A 19,019-nucleotide genomic window follows, 5' to 3' on the forward strand; every position below is an offset into this window, starting at 1 on the left:
ACGTCTTCGGCTCCATCCCCTCACCCTAACCCAACTATCATAGTTGCGATAGTTGGGTGGCTTTCGAAAGCGCCGCTCATCGACACCCCTCCAGCATCGCAGCGGCGCTCGGCGCCCAGATGATCGACGACGTCGCCCCGGAGATGTGGTAGAAGCGTGTGCTGCGCTGCTCCAGGTGTCCCATCGGCAGTCCTTTGGCCGTGACCAGCTCGCGCATCGCGGACAAGACGTCGCCCGGTGTGGTTCACCGGGCGAGCGCGGTGGGCATGGGGTCCACCGTGGGGCTGGCCACCCGTTCCAGCTCGTCGCCCTGGCGGGCGTCCATGAACTGCTGGACCAGGGCGAGCAGGCCGTCGGGCTGGGCGGGGGTGACCCGCGTCGGCCGGCGGACCGGGCCCGCCGCCGAGGCCGGGTCAGCCGCAGCGGATGCGTCTCGCTCCGCTCCTGGGCGCCGGTATCGGTGAGCTCGGCCTCGACGGTCCGTGCTGCGGACTGGCGGGACTCCTCGCCTGCTGCGCGGGCCACCGCGTTGCGGTAGTGGCGCTGCCAGGAGCCCATGTCCCCGGTGAAACCGCAGCCGCGTACGAACGCCTCGACTATCTCCCACTTCGGCACGCCGTTGCCCGACTCCGCCGCGGACAGGGCCGCGGCGGAGTAGTGCGAGCGCGCCGACAGGTCCTTGTAGGTGAGGTTGGAACCGCGCCGGAGCGCCCGCAGTTCGCGGGCGAGCTCCGCCACGAGTTGCCGACGTCTTCCAGGATGGAAGTTCCTACACTGCCCATCCGAAAGCTCTCGACATGTTCCACGCTATCTTCGACGCGCCCTGTCTGACCACGTTCCGTTGTCTCGATGAACTCGGTCTGGAGATCGAGTGCCAGCACCCAGCCGCGTTCACCGATGAGCGACCAGCACTGCCGCGAGCCCCTCTTGCAGGTCCTTGACGAAATACTCAGGAACCTCCAGCGACGGGAAATGCCCCCCGATTTCGGGGGACCTCCATCGGACGATGTGCCGGTACCGCTCCTGCGCCCAGGGGCGCGGACACTTGTCGATGTCGCGGGGATACATAGTGATTGCTGACGGGACGTCGACCCGAAGTTCGGGGTCCAGCGCGTTGACACCGCCGTGGCTTTCGTAGTAAATGCGGGCCGCCGATGCGCCGGTCTGCGTCAGCCAATACAGGGTGACGTCATCGAGAACGCGGTCTCTTGAAATGGTCTCGAACGGGCTGTCTTCGATGTCTGCCCACTCGGCGAATTTGTCGAGGATCCAGGCAAGAAGGCCGGCCGGAGAGTCGACGAGCGAGTAGCCGATGGTCTGCGGTCGGGTCGCCTGCTGCTTCGCGTATGCCGCGCGGTGGCTCCAGAAGCCGCGGGTCTCCTCGGTCCACTTGCGCTCGACCGCCGTCAGCCCGTCCGTTGTCAACCCGGGTGGTGCCTGCGCCAACGTGGAGTGGATGCCGAGAACGTGCGCCGGGAACCTGCCGCCGAGGACCGTGGTGATCACACCACCCCAGTCGCCACCATGGGCTACGAACTTGCTATACCCGAGCCTTCCCATCAGTTCCACCCATGCGGCCGCGATCTTATCGATTCCCCACCCGGTGGTGGCCGGCTTGTCGCTGTAACCAAAGCCTGGCAGTGACGGGACCACGACGTGGAATGCCGGCGCGTCTGCGTCTCTCGGATCCGCCAGCTCGTCTACTACGTCGATGAACTCAGCAATGCTGCCTGGCCAGCCGTGAGTCAAGATCAGAGGAGTGGCATCTGCGCGTACGGATCGGCGGTGCAGGAAGTGGATTCCCAGACCATCAATGATCGTGCGGAACTGGCCGATCCAGTTGAGACGCTCCTCGAACGACCGCCAGTTGTACTCGGTGCGCCAGTAGTTCACGACATCGACGAGGTCGGCGAGAGGAACACCCTGTTCCCAGCGGCGAGGATCGGGCGCGTAGCGACAGACCGTCTCGACCTCCGGCAGCCGCGCCGCGGCCAGTCGTGCCCGCAGATCGTCGAGGTCAGCTTCAGGTGCGTGGGCTTCGAATGCTTGCACGTCGCTGGTTGGACGGGGCATAAGACCTCCTGGCCATCGCGGAACCGGCTATGACCTATCACGAACCGGCTAAGACGGTTCTACTATGTCTTCGCGTCAGCGCGCAACCAGCTATGGTGGTTCCATGCGTACTGGGTTCCCTAACTTCCGCATCGGTACCGTGCTGGCGACCAGCTTCACGGGGACTCTGTCGGAGCGTCATGGCGACACTGTGGAGCGCATTCCCACGCCGCAGCGACTCGTCGACTGGCTGGCGGTGTATGGCCTCACCGTGGACTCCTGCACCACTGCCCAGCTCGAACTGGCCCATAGGCTGAGGGAATCGATTCACGCCGCCGCGACAGCAGCCGCGGTGCAGGACGCCCTCCCTGCGCCTGCCGTCCAAGTCATCAATGACTACAGCGCTCAGGGGCGAGCCGCGGCGATTCTGACGCCCGAGGGTAAGCGGCGATGGCGGCTCAGCTCGGCTTCCTGCGTGGAAGATGCCCTCAGCGTGATCGCCGCCGACGCGATCAGCATCATCGCAGGCGAACGAGACGGAAAATTGGCCTTGTGCGCATCGCCAACCTGCCAAGCCGCCTTCTTCGACACCAGCCGAAGCCGCACCCGCAGATGGTGTGACATGAACACATGCGGGAATCGCCAGAAGAAGGCGCGCTTCAATGCCAGCCAGCGCAAAAGCCCCAGATCAGCGGAGTGATCGTTACCTCGGTACATCCAAGTGGGCCCCACGCCTGCAGGATCAGGCTGCCGGGGCATCCGTGGGGCGCTTTGTAGTGCGGCTGCCTTTCGGTTCACGCCGCTCCGCGATCCAGCCGGGTGAGCACTTTCTGTAAACACCCTGTCGCTTTGGGTAATCGTGCGGTAGGCGTGTGCTGCATCCGCGCACGTTCTGCTTCCTGGGCTTGGGCCCGGACGCCCAGCGCGTCGGCTGCAAGGCGGGCCCGCTCGTACGGCGATGCGGCCCGGTTGCGGGTCAGCGGACGCAGCACTGCCTGGCCCTCGGTGTCGCGCGGGTACCGGGCGCGCAGGTCTGCGGGCGGACCTGCGCGCCGCCAAGCACGGCACACCGCGCAGCGGGTCTTTGACCGGCTGCGCGGTGCACGAGGGCGCGGCAGGCTCGCACAGCATCTGGACTGGAGCGACCCGAATTGCTGAGCACGTGACTGAACGGTGCTGGCATCGTGTGCCCCATGGCAACGATAGAAGATGCGTCCGAACCTGATACTTCCGTAGGTCGCGTCCCGATGGATCTGGAGGAGGCAGCATGGCTCTATCAGGCAGACGAGGTGTCTCCGGAAGACCTGCCGATGACCGCTGCCGAAGCACTCGCTGCAGGAGTGGATTCCCCGACACTCTGCGAGCTCGCCGGGTTGCCGCGCAACGCGGACTCCCGAGACATTTGCGACGCCTTCGAGCAGGCGCTCGCGGAACTGGGAATCGCGTTGCCCGATCCCGCCCGGGCCCAGCGCTATGCGCTCCGCAGGCTGGCCGTCAGGTTCGCCGCCGGGGAGGTGGCCCTCACCGATCTGGCATCGGATACGTGGTGGGAGATGGAGGTCGAGACCGCAGAGGAGCAGGCGTTCCTGGAACTGCTTCGGACGTGTGCGTGCTGCACCGAATACACGCTGGGGCTCGACCAGGAGGCATGGAAGTCCCAACTGCGACTCGCAGCGCTCGCTCTGGCTTCACACCCTGCGGTCGAGCCGGACAGCTTGCGGTGACATCAATAGGTACTGAGGACTTTCGTGCTGTAGCCGCGGGCGCCGGCCTTGGTCCGGAACCAGTGAGCCTCTTTCATCCTGTGCTGGAGGGTGAAATGGGCCGGTCAGCGGGTGTGGTGACGGGGCAGGGCCCTTCGTCGTTGGCGTGGTGATCTCACTCAACACACCGGTGACCGAAGGGCCCTGTGGTTCCGCATCCTGCCCATGCTCGATGTCCCGCACGAGCTGGTCGAGCATGTTTCCTGGCTGCTGTACGAACACCGCCGGGCTCGCAACACCCGCTGGCGCAGGCTCGACTGCTTCAAGCAAGCGCTTCTCACGCTGGTCGTGCAGGACATCCTTCGTGGGCATAGCGGGTTGTGGGCGGAGTAGCCGAAGAAGACGCCGGCCACCGACGAGGAGTGGCCGCTGGCTGCCTCTCGCAGTTCTTGCAGGCGGCGGCCGCTTGGTGCGTGGATGTACTGGCCCCAGCCATTGATTTGCCTGTGCGCGAGGTTGCTGTCCTTGACGCTAAGGGTTGACGGCTCAGGCACCCGCCCGCGTGACCAGCCGCCGCGTCGGTAAGATGCGGGCGATCACATCCCGGCAGCGGCTCGTGTGTGCTCCAGGCCGGGGCGTGTAGGTTCGAATAAGGGGAGCACTGTGGCTCTGGCAGAGCGGCCTTCGCTGGCGTGGGATGTCGCTGACCTGGTGGCTCAGCAGTTGCTAGTCGTGCCGAATCCCCTGGCCGCGTGGAACAGTGACACGTTCTGGGTCTCCGTGTGGGACTCGGACCCTGGACAGGTCCTTGTCTCCCTGCATGTTCCGCGTGAGAGCGCCGATCCGTTCATGCAGCTGAAGATCGGGTTTGCGGTGACCGAGGAAAGCCCCAAGCTCCAGGCCGAACATATCGTCGCCGCCGTCCGGCGCCCGCACCCCCTGAACGGCGCGGTGGTCTGCGCGGGCTATCGAGAGTGCGCCGAAGCCTTCGGGTATGTCTGGCCGTCGTCGCTGGAAGAGTGAGTCACCAGCCACCGGTCAACTTCAGTGGCCAAGGGCAGGGAGAGCCAGGTTCCGCCGGCCTTCTGCTCGGGCGGAGCCTGCTCCTGTCCCTGGTGCCGGGACCTGACCGTTTAGCCCTGCTCGATCCAGGACTGCTCGATTCCCACCCTCTCGTGCTTGTCGCAGTGCCCGCACCGAGTCGGATTGGCCTCCGGGGGAAGGGTGTCCCAGCCGACGCGCTCGACCGCCTGCCACCGCTCGTCGGTGAACGCCGCCCCACACTCGGTACAGCTCGGACGACGGGCGCAGCGCAGGAGAGGCTTCTGCTTCGCCCAGTCGGGAAGCGGCCCCGGGCGCTCCTGGCGGTCGGTCTCTTGGGCGACGGCGCCGGCCTTCTGCTTGCAGCCGTCGAACAGGTGCGGGTGGGAGTCCTTCGGGGTGCCCCAGTCCGTCGTCTGTGCCGCTTCCCACCGTTCGTCGCGACGCGGGCTCGGCTCCGGCTTCAAGGGCATCGCCGCCCGATAGCCGGCGTCGTAGCGAACAGTGGACCACCATCCCTTCCGAGGATGATGGGCCGCCGACTTCTGATGCCGTGTGGTGCTACAGGGGGGCTGCGGGCTCCCTGAGTGGTCTGGCAGGTCTCGCACCACCAGTAGGTGCCCGGCTTTCCGATCTTCGCTTCCGCCGGGCTGGGCGCGGCCGCTGTCCCGCAGGTCTCGCACACGGGCGCGTCGCCGTAGACGAGCGGAGCGTGCAGGGCCTTCTTCTGGAAGCTGGTGGCCTTGGTCAGCAGCTTGGAGCGCAGCTCCGCGTACTCCTTCGCGTCGCCTTCCTTGGCGGCCTGGACGAAGGTGTCCTTGGTGCCGGCCCGGTTGAGGGCGTTCAGAGCGGTGATGGCGTCGACACGTGTGGCGACAGGTATGCCGGCTCCGGACGGCAGCATGTCGGGAACGTCGCCGTTGCGCACCGGCGACGGAGCGGCGGCAAGTGCCGGACGCCGAAGGTGTACGCCTCCGAGGTGTGACGGCGCCGGGCGCCGGGCGGCGGGCGAGTCCGTCGAGCAGATCGACCTGATCATCCCTACCGGCAAGCGCAAGGGCCGGAACCCCGGCGCTCTCCAGTTCGAGAGCCGACCGGTCCAATCGCTCCAGGACCACCTGGGTTTCCCGCGCGTCCCGGCGACCAAAGATCAGGGCCGCCCGGTCCCGGAATCCCGACCACACCTCAGTGCCGGCCGCCGAAGCCACCGCCGCCCCGAACGCCGAAGCCAGAACAACCAACGCCTGGTCCAACATGTCATCCCCCCGCAAGGCGGCCAGCCCTCATGTCCCTATGCCGATAAAGCGTACCGAGCCGGGCACCTCACCGAACCGCCTCGGCAGACTTTAAATCGAGGGCAGATCGCGCAACGGCCGTCAGGCGTCTGCCCGGTCTTTGACGCCTCGGCCCCACAGCGGGCCGGTGTCGAGCTGTGCGCGAACAACTTGCCTAACCTGCCTCGACTGTTTGCTCGGTGCTGACCTGCATCATCGGGTTGACGCCCTAGATAACGATCGGGAGCGGTGCCCGTGCCCGGAGCCTGCGGCGGTGACCGGGCCGGGCCCTTGTGGTTGTGCCGGGCGTCATGTGCAGAGCGAACCGCCGGGCGTCATGGCGTTCTTCCGGGGCTTCGTGCAGCGACAGAGCCGGCACCGCAGTGCGGTTCAAAAGCCTGATCGACGGCGCTGGCAAGTAAGGCACGTAGCCGAACCGTTCACAGGGCTCCGCCAGACCGGGGCAGGGCAGTCAGCGTTTGACGCGGTTGCGGACGGCGAGGACTGCTAGGCCCAACAGGATGGGTTCGGTCAGGCGGGAGGTCATCTCGATGTAGGTGCCGGTGGTGGTCAGGTCTTGGCCGGAGGAGCGGAATACCACCGAGTTGAGGGTGATATTCAGGGCCTTCTCGAAGCGCTCGCCGGTGAACCGGCTGCCGGTGGGGTTTTTGGGATCGTCCTTGTCGATCTCGAAGGTGACCTCGCCCCCGCCGACCGGGACGGTGCCGGTCGCGGTCTGCTTTGGAGTGTCCCGGGCGAGGCCGAAACCCATCAGCAGGACGATGGTGAGGAGCATGGCCGACCCGAGCCAGGCCAGGGCCCGGGAGGCGCGCAGGCCGTAACCGGACAGCGCCCAGTACGCGGTCAGCAGTCCTCGTTCACTACGGGGGATGTCGTCGGCGTGGCGGCGCATCTCCATCTCCCCGTAGTAGAAGTCCGCCGCCCCTGGCTCGTGCTTGCCGTCCTCGAAGGCCTTGCGCAGCGCCCGGTACACCGGCGCCAACTGCAACGGCCCGGCCCGCCCGGAGCCGAGGACCGCCACGTTCCAGCCCCGCACGGCCCCCGGCCGGCCGGCGCGCCAGTGGTGTTCCTCGGCCAGGACGCGGCGCTCGGTGAACCGCACGGGCGGCCAGCGCCACCAGTGCACGGCGGGCGGGGCTGTGTCGAAAGTGCAGGCCCCCTCCAGGCGAAGTTGGTCCAGGTGGACCGTGCCGGCGAACAGGCACCCCGACAGGTCGAGGTCGGCCAGGACCAGATGGGCCGCGTCCACCCCACGCAGCGACGCCACCCGTGCCCCAGGGTCGGACGCGCTCGGAACGGGATCTTCGGCGAGCTGTCGGCCGTCGGTGAGCACGAACGGATCCGGCTCGGCGGCGATCGTGAGGGGGTACTCGAACACCGCATGAGCGAAGTCCACCGTGGCATAGCGCAGGCGGATCTCCGCTGTCGATGACCAGCGAGTGCGACGGCACTCCAGACGGCGCGCGACGAATGAGAGGGTAACCGGGCCGCCGAACACCGCACTGGACAGCGCAACCCGCCCAGCACATACCAAAGGCCCGAACTGGTCAGCCGATATGAAGGTCGCTGACTCGAAGACGGCGTCGCGCTCGAAGGTCGCCGACTCGAACCAGGCGTCGCCTTCGAAGGTCACGAACCAGAACCTGGCGTCGCCCTTGAAGGTCGCCGACCTGAACGCGGCGTCGCCCTTGAAGGTCGCCGACTCGAACCTGGCATCGCGCCCGAAGGTCACGGACCAGAACGCGGCGAAGCTTCCGAAGGTTGCCGACTCGAACCTGGCGTCGCCCTTGAAGGTCGCCGACTCGAACCTGGCGTCGGCTTTGAAGGTCGCCAACCAGAACCTGGCGGCGCCCTTGAAGGTCGCCGACTCGAAGACGGCGTCGCGCTCGAAGGTCGCCGACTCGAACCACGCGCCGCGCCCGAAGGTCGCAGACTCGAACCCGGCGACGTTTCCGAAGGTCGCCGACTCGAACCTGGCGTCGCGCCCGAAGGTCACGGACATGAACGCGGCGTCGCCCTTGAAGGTCGCCGACCCGAACACGGCGTCGCCCTCGAAGGTCGCCGACCCGAACACGGCGTCGCCCTCGAAGGTCGCCGACCCGAACACGGCGCTGCCCTCGAAGGTCGCCGACTGGAACGAGCCGTCGGCTAGGCGGGGGTGACCGGTTGCGGGGTCGCGGAGGGCGTTCAGTAAGGCGTTGAGCAGGGATCCGGTGAAGGTAGTGCCCCGGTGGTCGATGCTGGCGCCTGGTGTCAGGGCAGCCAGGTAGGCGTCGCGGTCGGCGTCGGGAAGGTGGGCGAGGCACGCGGTGCGGCCGGGGACGTGGACGCCACGGCAACCAACGGGGTCGTCAGCAGAGTCTGCACCGTGTGCGCAGTGCGGCCAGGTTGGCGGTTCGGATGTGCTCATGGTGCGGCGGCTCCACGGTGTCAGGTGCCCGTATGGACGCCGTGGGGACCGGAACGGTTCAGGCTCGACGCTGACGGGCAGCGTCGGAGATCGGCTCCCACCTTGCGAACATGCCGTACGTATCAGACCGTGCCAACGGCCCGCGATCCGCCGGCACGGCGCACCCATGTCCGTTTTAGGCTGGATCTCCCCATCGCTGGAGGCCGCCATGCCACGCCCCATCTGGAGCGGCGCCATTTCGTTCGGCCTGGTCAGCATTCCTATCCGGGTCATGAGCGCCACGGAGAATCAGAGCATCGCCTTCCGTCAGTTCCATGAGGCTGACGGCGGCCGGATCCGTTACCAGAAGGTGTGCGAGCTGGACGGGCAAGTCGTGCACCAGGGTGAGATCGGGCGCGGCTACGAGATCTCCCGCGACACGATCATTGCGGTCACGGACGCCGAGCTGGACGCCATGCCGCTGCCCACCGCGAAGGCCATTGAGATCGTCGCGTTCGTGCCGGCCGAGACCATCGACCCCGTACTCATCGGCGATTCCTACTATCTGGCAGCCGATGGCGCCGTCGCGGCGAAGCCGTACGTCCTGCTCCGCCAGGCCCTGGAGCGCTCCAGCAAGGTGGCCGTCGCCAAGTACACGTGGCACAACCGGGAACGTCTCGGCCTGCTGCGGATCAAGGAGGACGCGATCGTTCTGCACAGCCTGAAATGGCCGGACGAGATTCGCTCCTCGGAGTCTCTTGTCCCCAAGCCGGTGCCGGTGAACGATGAGGAGATCCAGGCTGCCGTCGACCTCATGGAGGCCATGGCCGTAGAGGACCTCAGTGGCTTCCGTGATCATTACCGCGAAGCCCTGGAAGATCTGACCGCGCCAAGGCCGAGGGTGCGAAGCCCGACGGGGCTCAGCCGGAGCCGGCCGCAGCCCCCGTCGTCGACCTCATGTCCGCACTGCTCGAATCCGTGGAGTCCGCACGCCAAGCCCGCGGCGAGGACCAGGCCGACGCGGCCGGCGATGAGGCGAGCGTCCACGACATGGCCGGGGCACGCGCCCGCCAAGAAGACCGCCAAGGCCCCGGGCAAGAAGTCGGCGGCAAAGAAGACAGCAGGGCGCAAGTCCAGCGCCTAGGTCAGCCAGCCTTACTCGAGGATGCCCAGTTCCGTGTCCGGGCGGCACAGGGAGCAGGGACTGACCCCGTCGTGCAGGGCCTGGATCGCATCCTGCCGGCTGATCGCCTTGCTCCGTACCTCGCTGCCGCCCATGGAACATGCGCCGACGTGCACGGCGACCGGCGTGTGGCCGTTGATGCTGATCTGCACCGCCCACTCCGGCGGCGGCTTCTGTCGCTCGATCTTCTCGTGAATGACGGCTTGCTGCTCCGGGTGCCGAATCCGCTCCCGCACCCGGGCCAGGATCGCGAGCAGGAAGGTCTCCAGCACGCGCAGGCGCGGCAGGTCCGGCGGGAGGTCAAACGGTGCGGACATGGCGGTGCCCCGCCTTCAGGTCAATCGGTAGGAGCGCCAGCGGCTTCCGCTGCGCGAGATCGCGCCGTTCTGCTCAAGCCGCTTCAGCTGGTACTGCACGGAGGAGGTGCTGGACAGGCCGACCCGGTCACCGATCTCGCGGACCGTCGGCCCCTCTCCGTACTCGTAGATCCACTCCCGGATGCAGGCCAGAACCTGCTCCTGCCTCGCGGTCAGGTGACCCATCACGGCACATCCCCCCTCGTTCATGGGCGCGTACCCGCTGGGACAGGGCGGCCCGAGCGGTCGAGTGATCGGCCGGGGTGGACCAGAAGGGATGCCAGAGGAGCCGGTTGGAGAGGTGCAGCAAGCGGCGCCGCAAGGCCGTCGTGCCGCCCGGGTGAGGAGCAGCAAGCGCTGCGTACGTACGGGCCCAGTCGTACTGCACCTGCGCCAGGTCGGCAGGGAACGTGGAATGCGCCATGGCTCAAATTAGACCACGTGTTCGAATGTCGATGCACGGGCGCAGGTCAGCCCTGTGCATGCAGCTGTATGTGGCCAGCCCGTCCGCTCCGTTCTGCGGCGAAGGTGCAGCGCTCTCGCAGGGCGCGGCCGGAGTGCGGCCGGGGCAGCGCTCTGGGCCCGGTGGGGGGGTGACGGCAGCGGATCACAGGTCGGGCGGGGACGCCCCGGAGGGCCTGGCGGCCCTCCAGGATAGTCTGGCGGGCGCCTTCGGCGCGTTCACCGGCACTCAGCCCGCCCGTGCTGACGTCACCCTCGTCCGCGTCGTCTACTTCTGATCTCGCAAAGAGCCCCGCCCTCACCTCCGCAGGGGAGGACGGGGCTCTTGTGCGTACCGAGCCACTGCGGACCCCGACGTCGGATCCGCCATATAGGTGAAGACGAGTCCGCGTGGAGGGTGTCGGTTGGCCACACAAAATCGAACACGCGTATTATTGTGCGGTGGCTATGTACGACTTCCCCGAAGACCTTCGCGCAGCTCAGCTGCGTCTGCATCAGACGTGGGCGGAGTACGAGGCCCTCGGCCGCACGCTCCCTTGGTCGGTGGAGCCTTCCGAGGGATGGACGGCTCCGAAGGTTCTCTACAGCGACGCGGAGCCCCGCAGTCTGCCGCCCAGCACTGGGTACAGCGACGAGCAGAAGGCGGAGGTTGCCCGTCTGCGCCGTGAGCTCCTCGAGTTGTCGGCTGAGGTGTCGACGCATCCCTACTGGGAGACGGTCGAAGCCGGCAAGAGGGTGGATCAGCGGATGGCGCTGAAGCATGTGCACGAGCACGAAGCCGACGTCTGCCGGGCCGAAGCGGCATAGCGACGCCCGTTCCGCCCGGTCGCGCTCCGGCGGCACCCGTCGTAGACAGAGGTAGTGCTGCGTCCCCCGGTGCAACCGATGCTCGCTCAGTCCCGCGAGACTCTCCCGCGCCCGGGGGTGCTGCCGGGTGGGCTGGCCCTCGAGGCCAAGTTCGACGGTTACCAATGCCTGCTCTTCACCTCAGCCCAGTAGGGCGACCCCGTGCTGGTGCATTCACGCCGCGGCAGTCTGATCCAGCGCCACTTCCCCGACCTCGTCAACGCTGCCAGGCAGTTGCCGCACGGCTGGGTCCTCGACGGCGTTATGCGACCTGTACGGGTGTCTCAGACCCAAGGTGTCTCAGGCAATGCACCTCCGTACACGAGACGCATTCGCCTCCGATGGTTCGGGGAGCCGAGGAAGGCAATAGGGCCATGCGGCCGTCGGCGCGGCGCGCATAGCCTGCGCGAATGAAGCGGATTCAGCGAGCGGTCGGCGCGGTCGTCGGCTCAGCGGTGGGCGACGCCCTGGGCGCTCCCTTCGAGTTTGGCCCCCCGGGAGCCTTCTCCGCGCGGTTCCCCGCGCCTGGTGCCGGTGGCGAGATGTGTGGAGGCGGTGGCTGGGACCCCGGCGAGGCCACTGACGACACGCAGATGGCTGTCCTGGTCGCGGAGTCCCTGCTGGAGAGGAGCGGACTGGATCTGCCGGACATCTTCGCCCGCTTCCAGCGGTGGGCGGCATCTGCTTTCGACGCAGGGCTGACGAGTTCACCAGGCTGTGGTCGGCGGCGTTGAACCCCTGCTCGCGCCCACCGCTAGCGTTGACCGAGGCAAAAGCCGTCAGCACAGCGGGGCAAACTCGGTACGCCCCAGGCATGCAAACCCCTGGGGGCCGGCAGCCAACCACTGCGGCCGGCCCCCAGGGGCCTGTTTTGCTCCACTCACTCGTCGTTCGTCTGCCCACGCACAACGGTCCCTAACATCCGCAAAGACCAGACCCGACCGTGACCCACAGCCGAGCAGCGCCGTTGTATGCGCGACGCGTGTGTAGCTATCCGTCCCCCACGGACCCGCGTTGTGAGGGCCCTGCCGCCCCTGCAGGGCCCTCACCCCCTCGGCCAGGCAGCGGCTTGGCCGACGAGCTGGTCCCAGCGGCCGGCTGGGGCAGATCGCCCGCGCTTCGATCGCGATCCGGGCCCGTAACGATGTTCGCCGTACGCCGCTACGCCCTCGGGCGACCGCCGCGCCCTCATGTGTGCCGAGACCGCAGGCACTGCCACCCTCGCAATCACCGAACTGGGCCTCGTACCCGCATGGGTGACCGTGACGGCGCTGGACGCCCGCCAGGACGCGGCCCAGAATGAGGGGACGTGACCTGCGTGCGGATCGGAGACGCGGTCGGCCTGTCGCATGCGACGGATCGCCGCCAGCTCGCTCAGATCGATGCCATCAAAGGTGGGCGGTAATGAGCACCCCGGAAGCATTGTGTGTCGTCACCCGGATCACCGGCCGCCGGGCGGTAGTGACACTGGCGGGAGAAGTCGGCCTGCCCAACGGCCCGCGCCTGCGCGCAGCCGTGGACGTGGCCCTGGGCTCGGGCGCGCACCTGATCGAGGTGGACTTCACCGGGGTGTCCTTCTGCGACTGCTCCGGGCTGTCCGTGCTGATCGACGGCCGGAAGAAAGCACGGAAAGCCGACGTCGGCTTCGGCGTGAGCCACGCCGAAGCCCCGGTGGTCAAGCGCCTGTTCGCCCTCGCGGGTGCCGACGACCTCCTGCTGACCGAAACAGCCGCCGCCTGACCACGCGCGCTCGCACAGGAGACCGCTACCAGCGGGACGAACGGCACCGCGATGGACGGCTCGCGAGCGCCGAGGTGTGACGGCCGTAACAGGCATGGGCAAGCATGTTCGGGGCAAGGAGGCGGTCATGAGGCCGGGTGACCAGAACAGCGAACCCCCGACAGGGGACGCATCGCTCGAGGACGCTGCGGACGCGGCGGCGGCCCAACTCGCGACAGACACCGCGGCTGCCATCGCCTCCCTGCGACCCCAGGCAGCCCGCTACATCGCCGGACAACACCCCCTCGCCGCAGACAGCGACTGAATACCCCCACCGCGCAGCACTCCCCCGCCTCGCTTGCGCCCACCCGGCAGCCAGGCGAGGCCGGCGCTGCGCACACTCCGGCCAGGGAACGCCCAAAGGCCTCGCGGCGGTCCACGAAGGGGCCGGGCCGCCTGGCGGCGGTTGCGCGAGCGGCGTCGGCTGGCACAAGGTGGCCGGCCCAGTCTTCGCGCGCCTTAAGGCCAGCCACCCACTCTTCGTACGTCCGCACCAGGCAGTGCGCCAAGACGCCACGGCGCGCCGGCCGCCCACATCACCCAGGTGCCGAGCAGGGGGCAACTCTGCTTCAGCGGGGCAGGTCTTGATCCAGCGGTGAGCAGGTCCGCGCTTGTGGGCGGGTCAGTCGGTGGCGTTGCTTGTTTTGCGCCGTTCACCGCGTGGGCCGCGTTGTCGAGTGCAGTGCAGTTGCCGGGCCACCGGCTTGGCTAGGCGCTCAAGGCTTGGGTGGCGCGGTAGACGCGCAGTTTGCGTCGTGTGGTCAGAGGTGGGAGGCCGGGCAGGATGAGGCGTCGGGAGCGGTGGCCGGGTCCGACGGCGTGTATGTCGGCGATCGGCCTGCCGATGTGGTCGTCGAAGGGGACGATGTCGCCCACGCGCAGTTCCCACGGCAGGAGGTCTATCGCCACTGTCCCGAACGGGTGCCGCGGCAAAGCAGGGGCGACGGCCGGTGCGGTAGTGATGCAAGTGGGAGCAGACTCTACCGCGATGATCCATGGGCGATTCACGCCCGCAGCTCTACCCTCCAGCGCAATGGGCTATGCGAGGCTCATGCCGATATGTCTCCTCGGCCCGGGCCAGTGCGCGTCGCCTGTGCTCCCCCGGCCAGGAGACGAAGCAAGCAGGCAGGCGTGGCCAAAGACGGGTGTTGCGCCCCGATGTCCGCCGTTGTCCCGCCGTTGTACCGGCCTGTCATCCACGGCGGTCAGGCGGCTGTCCACTGGTTCACGCTGGTACGGACAGGGCCGTCAGGTAGCCGGACAGAGCCGCGGCGGTGGCGGCGAGAGGGAACCGGGCGCCGAGCTGCCCGTCCGGGCGGACGACGAAGCCGGTCGAGCCGTCGGGGCCGTAGAGCCGGGCGAACTCCCCGGAGGCGTCACGGTATCCAGGCACTGGCAAACCGTCGGGGACGGTCCGTACGGCTTCGCGGGCGAGGACGGCAACAATGTGCGGGCCGGTCCCGTGACCGAGACCGGTGGGGGTGCCTCGGCCGCCGGCCCCGAGCGGCATTCCGGCAGCCCCGGCTGCTGCGGCGGCTCCGGCCAGGTCGGCGGTGTCGGTCGCGTACAGCAGCAGTACGTGACCCGCGCGGCCGCGCAGGATGTCGAGCAGGCGCAGGGGGTAGGTGGCGAGCGGTGCGGTCAGGCCGGCGCAGTCCGGGGCCCGGTCGCCGGGCTGGGGGGCGCTGTCCGGTCCGTGGGGACCGCGGGTGAGAGGGCCGCCCCGGTAGCCGACGAGCAGTTGCGCCTCGCGGAGCATCATGGTCCGCGGATCGTCGCCGTCGCCTGCCACGCCGTGGGTAGCGTGGCGGACGGTCCGGCCGACGACTTCTTCCCCGACCGGGCGGCGTTCGGCGTCGTAGCTCGCGAGCAGGGCGGGGCCGGCTTCGCCGCGGACGACGAGGGCGAGTTTCCAGGCCAGGTTGCAGGCGTCCTGGATGCCGGTGTTCATGCCCTGCGCGCCGGTCGGCGGGTGGATGTGGGCGGCGTCGCCCGCGACGAACACCCGCCCTTCGGCGTAACGGTCGACGATGCGGTGGCTGATGCGGAAGACGGACGACCAGCGCATACGGGAGACGGCACCCGGCACGGGAGCAAGGTGGTCGACGACCGCCTGGATGTGGGACAGCTCCGGGGCACGGCCGCCGTCCAGGCCGTGCGCCGGGCCGCGCCCGGCGGCGGGTTCGAGGCCGTGCGCCCCGCCGCCGCCCTGTGCGGGCGAGCCGTCCGCCGCCCGGGTGGAAAGTTCGGGCGGGACCCGCATCGACATGCGGTATCGGTTCGCGCCGGGCAGCGGGACACAGATCAGCACATCGTCGGTGGTGCCGTCGTCGGCGCGGTGGCTGGACCGTAGGGCGTACCCGTGCGGCAGGTCCAAGTCCGCCTCGACATCGGCCAGCATGTACTCCTCGGCGAAGGCCCCGCCCTCGAAGGTGAGCCCCAGCCCCTTGCGGACGATGCTGTGCGCACCGTCGCAGCCGATCAGATAGCGGGCACGGACCTCTTCTGCAGCCCCGGTGGCAGTGCCCAGCCGGGCAGTGACGCCGCCCGCATCCTGGGCGAACGACAGCAGCTCGGTACCGCGTTCGATAACCGTGCCCAGGCCGCAGACGTACTCCTCCAGGAGGCGCTCGGTCTCGTACTGCGGCAGCGCGGCGAACCCGTAGGGCACCTCCGACGGCAGCGTCAGGTCGATCCGCGCCTGCTCCCGGCCATTGACGTAGATCAACTGTCCGCGCAACGGAACGGCAGCCTCCAGAACAGCGCGTACCAGGCCCATCCGGTCCCAGGTCTCCAGAGTGCGCGGCTGGATGCCGACCGCCTTGGCGTACGGGAGACGGGCCGGCAGCCGGTCCACGAGACGGCAGCGCACTGCATGGCGGCCAAGCTCGGCGGCCACACTCAGCCCGACCGGGCCGGCCCCGGCGATCAGTACATCGGCTGTGCTTGTTGCCACGGTGCCTCCCGGTGCCTGGCGCCGGACCGGTCTCGTGCTTCCATCGTCGCCCGGCGGGACGTGGGCGGCGAGTCGGGCCGCACCGGGCCAGGCGACACCGCCTCCCCGCTCGCGAGCCGAAACCGGCCAAGACCGCCGCCAGCCGGTAACCGGCAACGGCCTCTTCGTCCGGCGACCGGCAACGGCCCATTCCACACTGCGCGCAGGCAGCGGGCACCCCGAGACGTGCCCCGTCGCAGGTCCACGCCCCCCGTGGCGACGAGCCCCGACGACGAGGCGGGGAGGACCCACGCGACGCCACCATTGGTGTTGCCGCCCGCCGCCACTGCCAGCAGGCCGAACAAGCCGTCCTTGTTGGCATCGATCAGCCGCACCAGGTCGCCGCAGCGGTCCGAGGTCTGCGCACCGCCAGGGATGTCGGGGCGATTCCGGTCAAACTGCGCGCCCCGGTCGCCGTCAGCCCACCCGGCGCTCCGCGCACCGGCTGGGCTGGGACAAGCTCACCAGCGTGCAGCAATGGATGTGCGAACACGTTGGGGCAGCTTGTCTGATCCGCCGGGCGGCACCCAACGGCTTGCCGGCCAGGTAGTACGGGCGGTCTAGGATGCGCTGATGCAACCCTTCGCGCCGCCGCGGATTCCGGCGAATGATCTCCGGCCCGGCCGTCACTGGTATGCCACAGCGGCCTTGATCGCCGTCGTACTGATCGCGGCGGGTGCGGTCATCGGCGTGTACCGGTTCTACAACGTGATCGACGCGGTGGACACCGACCATCACTTCGCTAACGGTGACACCGTCGCCCTGCGGCTCGAGCCGGAGAGCGAGAAGGCGATCTGGATCACGGACCAGGAATTCGGCCCGTCGGCCGCCCCGAAGTGCAGGATCACCGGGCCAGGCGACCCCGGCCTAACCGATCCGGGAATCGACGTGTTCCTCACTCGTGAGGAGACCTGGAATCCGCTCTACAGCATCGACGTGCCACGAACAGGCGACTACGAAGTCACCTGCTCGTCCGAAGCGCTCTCCAAGTACGCCATCGGGGACTCCGGAGGCTTTTTCACGTTCGTGGGCTGGCTGATACTGGCCATCGCTCTGCCCACCCTCGGAATCGGCATCGGCGTTGTCCTCGCCCTCGTCACCGCCGTCCGCCGCATCCGCCACCGCAAGCGGCTGTTCGCCGCACGCCACGACTCCACTGGCGGCCACCCCGCGCACACCAGTCGGCGCCCGGCCCCGGTACCGGCCGACAGCGAACGCCGCCCTGCGCTCCGACAGACTTGATCCCACCAGCAACGGTGATAACGATCATGGTTCGTGGGCCGTGGCCCGCGTGGTGGGCCCGGGTCAAGCGCGGGTCTGTGGTGGCTGTTTCCAGTGGTGGTGCCGGGCTCGCCGGTTCGTACACTGACGAAGGTGGAAGACCATACGGCCACCAGGATTGCTGCCCGTCCGGCGCCCGCCTTGCGGCAGTACGTCAGCTCGTATGTCGGTTTCGACCTTCGCGGGTTCCCGGCGGGGGTGCACTGCGGGCCGCCGGGCCGCGCGCTCACTGCGGTGATCAGCCTGTCCGACCCTTTGGAGGTGGGGGCGGGCATCGACGACGGGGCACCGGTCACCCGATTCGGCAGCGTGGCAGGCGGTCTGATGTGCCGGTCCGTCGCCATCCACCACGACGGACGCCAGCACGGCGTGCGGGTGTCGCTGACACCGCTCGGGGCTCGGGCCGTCTATGGCATGCCCGCCGCTGCGCTCACCCACCAGCTGGTCCCCCTCGACGAGCTTCTCGGAGCGCTTGGCGTCCAGTTGGTCGACCGGGTGCGAGTGGCGGCAACATGGACCGCACGGTTCGCTGTGCTGGACGAGTTGCTCCTGCAAGCCGTCGGCCGCGGCGGCGGCCGCGTGCCCCCGGTGCGCCCCGAGGTGGCCGAGGCCTGGCGCCGCCTCGTCGCCGCGCGGGGCCGCGTCCACGTTGGGGCGGTCGCCGCAGAATTGGGCTGGAGCCGCCGGTACCTCACCGAGCGGTTTCGCGGTGAGGTGGGCCTGTCACCGAAGACCTTCGCTCGAGTTCTGCGCTTCGAGTACGCGCACCGACTGGCGACGGCGCAGGACCCGCTCCCGTGGGCCGACGTGGCAACCGTCTCCGGCTACGCCGACCAGGCCCATCTCGTCCGGGACTGGCGTCAGTTCACGGGCCGACCCCCGACGGCCTGGCGTCGCGGCGAAGTCCTCCTCGCAACCGGGTAGTCCCCAACCGGCTGCCCGTCGTCGCGCCGGCTTGCGTTCCCTTTCCTTCAAGACCACCCGATCACCGTCCTGTCACGATCGTCGGCATGAGACTCATCAACCACGAACACAACGCCATCGACCTGCGAACCACCCCCGTGCACCTCGGGCTGGGATCGACAGCGCAACCCGTCGAGGGCTTCGCCTGGGACCCTCAGGTGCTCCAGGCATACAGCGCCGCAGTCGCAGCCGACGGCGCCGAGGGCCGGATGGTGACGATATTTGACGGCGACGGTCCCGGCGACGACTGGGAGCGCCACCCTGCCGGTGACGAACTGGTCGTCTGCCTCAGCGGGTCGGTGACGGTCACCCGCGATGCGGACGGGAAGCCCGACCGCGTTGTGCTCGGGCCGGGCGAGGCCACAGTCAACCCGGCCGGGACGTGGCACGCGGTCGACATGACGGGGCCGTCGACCATCCTGACCATCACCGCCGGCCTGGGCACCGACCACCGCCCCCGGACCGACACCCTCCCGACCGAACACGTCGGCACGCACGGCCCGCAAGCGCCGTGACGACACCCACCGCGTGCCTCGGCGACAACATCACCGAGCGGACCTCAGCACCGACTACCCGGACCTTCTCGAACGACGCCACCCTCCCGGCGACGTGCGGCTCCCCCCTTCCTGCCCTCAGGTTCCCGGCTTGCGGCCGGTACATGACCAGGCTGCGCC

The 19,019-nt window shown here is 68.6% G+C and carries 19 protein-coding genes and 2 pseudogenes; 12 read left to right on the forward strand and 9 right to left on the reverse strand.

Features of this window, described 5'->3' with window-relative positions; all coding sequences use genetic code 11:
- Positions 1–570: 570 nt before the first annotated feature.
- Together ACWGH0_RS28285 and ACWGH0_RS28290 are read right to left on the reverse strand one after the other, a co-directional pair.
- A pseudogene (locus tag ACWGH0_RS28285) lies at positions 571–738 on the reverse strand (helix-turn-helix domain-containing protein); the annotation flags it as partial.
- A 153-nt stretch (positions 739–891) separates the two neighbouring features.
- Positions 892–2,073 carry an epoxide hydrolase family protein gene (locus tag ACWGH0_RS28290; protein ID WP_453407082.1) on the reverse strand — a complete coding sequence of 394 codons (1,182 nt, stop codon included), beginning with the start codon at positions 2,071–2,073 and terminating at the stop codon, positions 892–894.
- Positions 2,074–2,176: 103 nt separating this feature from the next.
- Here ACWGH0_RS28290 and ACWGH0_RS28295 point away from each other — a divergent pair, with 103 nt between their 5' ends.
- The 4 genes and pseudogenes from ACWGH0_RS28295 to ACWGH0_RS28310 all read left to right on the forward strand — a co-directional run bounded on the left by ACWGH0_RS28295 (position 2,177) and on the right by ACWGH0_RS28310 (position 4,778).
- Entirely contained in the window at positions 2,177–2,752 is a 576-nt protein-coding gene (locus tag ACWGH0_RS28295) for a CGNR zinc finger domain-containing protein (RefSeq protein ID WP_453407083.1), read from the forward strand.
- A 493-nt stretch (positions 2,753–3,245) separates the two neighbouring features.
- Positions 3,246–3,776: a hypothetical protein gene (locus ACWGH0_RS28300; protein ID WP_453407084.1), complete on the forward strand. Its 531-nt coding sequence runs from the start codon at positions 3,246–3,248 to the stop codon at positions 3,774–3,776.
- Positions 3,777–3,921: 145 nt separating this feature from the next.
- Positions 3,922–4,103, forward strand: a pseudogene (locus ACWGH0_RS28305) (IS5/IS1182 family transposase); the annotation flags it as partial.
- Positions 4,104–4,418: 315 nt separating this feature from the next.
- Positions 4,419–4,778, forward strand: coding sequence for a hypothetical protein (locus tag ACWGH0_RS28310; RefSeq protein WP_453407085.1), 360 nt, complete (start codon positions 4,419–4,421; stop codon positions 4,776–4,778).
- Between the two features lie 110 nt (positions 4,779–4,888).
- Here the strand turns inward: ACWGH0_RS28310 and ACWGH0_RS28315 are convergent, their stop codons facing one another.
- From ACWGH0_RS28315 to ACWGH0_RS28325, 3 genes are all read right to left on the reverse strand, one after another.
- A complete protein-coding gene (locus tag ACWGH0_RS28315; RefSeq protein WP_453407086.1) occupies positions 4,889–5,269 on the reverse strand; it encodes a hypothetical protein in 381 nt (126 codons plus the stop codon).
- On the reverse strand, positions 5,260–5,700 hold the full coding sequence (locus tag ACWGH0_RS28320) for a hypothetical protein (RefSeq protein ID WP_453407087.1): 441 nt from the start codon (positions 5,698–5,700) through the stop codon (positions 5,260–5,262). Before ACWGH0_RS28320 ends, ACWGH0_RS28315 begins: the two co-directional genes overlap by 10 nt.
- Before the next feature lie 842 nt (positions 5,701–6,542).
- Entirely contained in the window at positions 6,543–8,774 is a 2,232-nt protein-coding gene (locus ACWGH0_RS28325) for a pentapeptide repeat-containing protein (RefSeq protein ID WP_453407118.1), read from the reverse strand.
- On the opposite strand from ACWGH0_RS28325, the gene ku reads away from it, so the two are divergent.
- Positions 8,773–9,624, forward strand: a complete 852-nt coding sequence (ku, locus tag ACWGH0_RS28330) for a non-homologous end joining protein Ku (protein WP_453407088.1) — start codon at positions 8,773–8,775, stop codon at positions 9,622–9,624. The two genes, ACWGH0_RS28325 and ku, sit on opposite strands and share 2 nt — an antisense overlap.
- Before the next feature lie 11 nt (positions 9,625–9,635).
- Here the strand turns inward: ku and ACWGH0_RS28335 are convergent, their stop codons facing one another.
- Entirely contained in the window at positions 9,636–9,980 is a 345-nt protein-coding gene (locus ACWGH0_RS28335) for a DUF6233 domain-containing protein (protein WP_453407089.1), read from the reverse strand.
- 15 nt (positions 9,981–9,995) lie between these two features.
- The gene (locus tag ACWGH0_RS28340) at positions 9,996–10,205 is read right to left on the reverse strand and encodes a LexA family protein (protein WP_453407090.1); all 210 of its coding nucleotides are present in this window, start codon (positions 10,203–10,205) and stop codon (positions 9,996–9,998) included.
- 407 nt (positions 10,206–10,612) lie between these two features.
- On the opposite strand from ACWGH0_RS28340, the gene ACWGH0_RS28345 reads away from it, so the two are divergent.
- From ACWGH0_RS28345 to ACWGH0_RS28360, 4 genes are all read left to right on the forward strand, one after another.
- Positions 10,613–10,759, forward strand: a complete 147-nt coding sequence (locus tag ACWGH0_RS28345; protein ID WP_453407091.1) for a hypothetical protein — start codon at positions 10,613–10,615, stop codon at positions 10,757–10,759.
- 169 nt (positions 10,760–10,928) lie between these two features.
- A complete protein-coding gene (locus ACWGH0_RS28350) occupies positions 10,929–11,288 on the forward strand; it encodes a hypothetical protein (RefSeq protein ID WP_453407119.1) in 360 nt (119 codons plus the stop codon).
- A 449-nt stretch (positions 11,289–11,737) separates the two neighbouring features.
- Positions 11,738–12,061: an ADP-ribosylglycohydrolase family protein gene (locus ACWGH0_RS28355; RefSeq protein WP_453407092.1), complete on the forward strand. Its 324-nt coding sequence runs from the start codon at positions 11,738–11,740 to the stop codon at positions 12,059–12,061.
- A 670-nt stretch (positions 12,062–12,731) separates the two neighbouring features.
- Complete coding sequence (locus ACWGH0_RS28360; RefSeq protein WP_453407093.1) at positions 12,732–13,067, forward strand: STAS domain-containing protein; 336 nt, start codon at positions 12,732–12,734, stop codon at positions 13,065–13,067.
- A 747-nt stretch (positions 13,068–13,814) separates the two neighbouring features.
- Here ACWGH0_RS28360 and ACWGH0_RS28365 read toward each other — a convergent pair.
- Positions 13,815–14,015 (reverse strand): hypothetical protein, encoded by a 201-nt coding sequence (locus ACWGH0_RS28365; RefSeq protein ID WP_453407094.1) that lies wholly within the window; start codon positions 14,013–14,015, stop codon positions 13,815–13,817.
- A gap of 316 nt (positions 14,016–14,331) precedes the next feature.
- On the reverse strand, positions 14,332–16,062 hold the full coding sequence (locus ACWGH0_RS28370) for an FAD-dependent monooxygenase (RefSeq protein ID WP_453407095.1): 1,731 nt from the start codon (positions 16,060–16,062) through the stop codon (positions 14,332–14,334).
- A gap of 612 nt (positions 16,063–16,674) precedes the next feature.
- Between ACWGH0_RS28370 and ACWGH0_RS28375 the strand changes: the two genes are divergently transcribed.
- The 3 genes from ACWGH0_RS28375 to ACWGH0_RS28385 all read left to right on the forward strand — a co-directional run bounded on the left by ACWGH0_RS28375 (position 16,675) and on the right by ACWGH0_RS28385 (position 18,860).
- Positions 16,675–17,343 (forward strand): hypothetical protein, encoded by a 669-nt coding sequence (locus ACWGH0_RS28375; protein WP_453407096.1) that lies wholly within the window; start codon positions 16,675–16,677, stop codon positions 17,341–17,343.
- A gap of 132 nt (positions 17,344–17,475) precedes the next feature.
- Positions 17,476–18,306, forward strand: coding sequence for a helix-turn-helix domain-containing protein (locus ACWGH0_RS28380; protein WP_453407097.1), 831 nt, complete (start codon positions 17,476–17,478; stop codon positions 18,304–18,306).
- A gap of 86 nt (positions 18,307–18,392) precedes the next feature.
- Positions 18,393–18,860: a cupin domain-containing protein gene (locus tag ACWGH0_RS28385; protein WP_453407098.1), complete on the forward strand. Its 468-nt coding sequence runs from the start codon at positions 18,393–18,395 to the stop codon at positions 18,858–18,860.
- The last annotated feature ends 159 nt before the right edge of the window (positions 18,861–19,019 follow it).

The organism is Streptomyces sp. NPDC054887, from assembly GCF_053610585.1.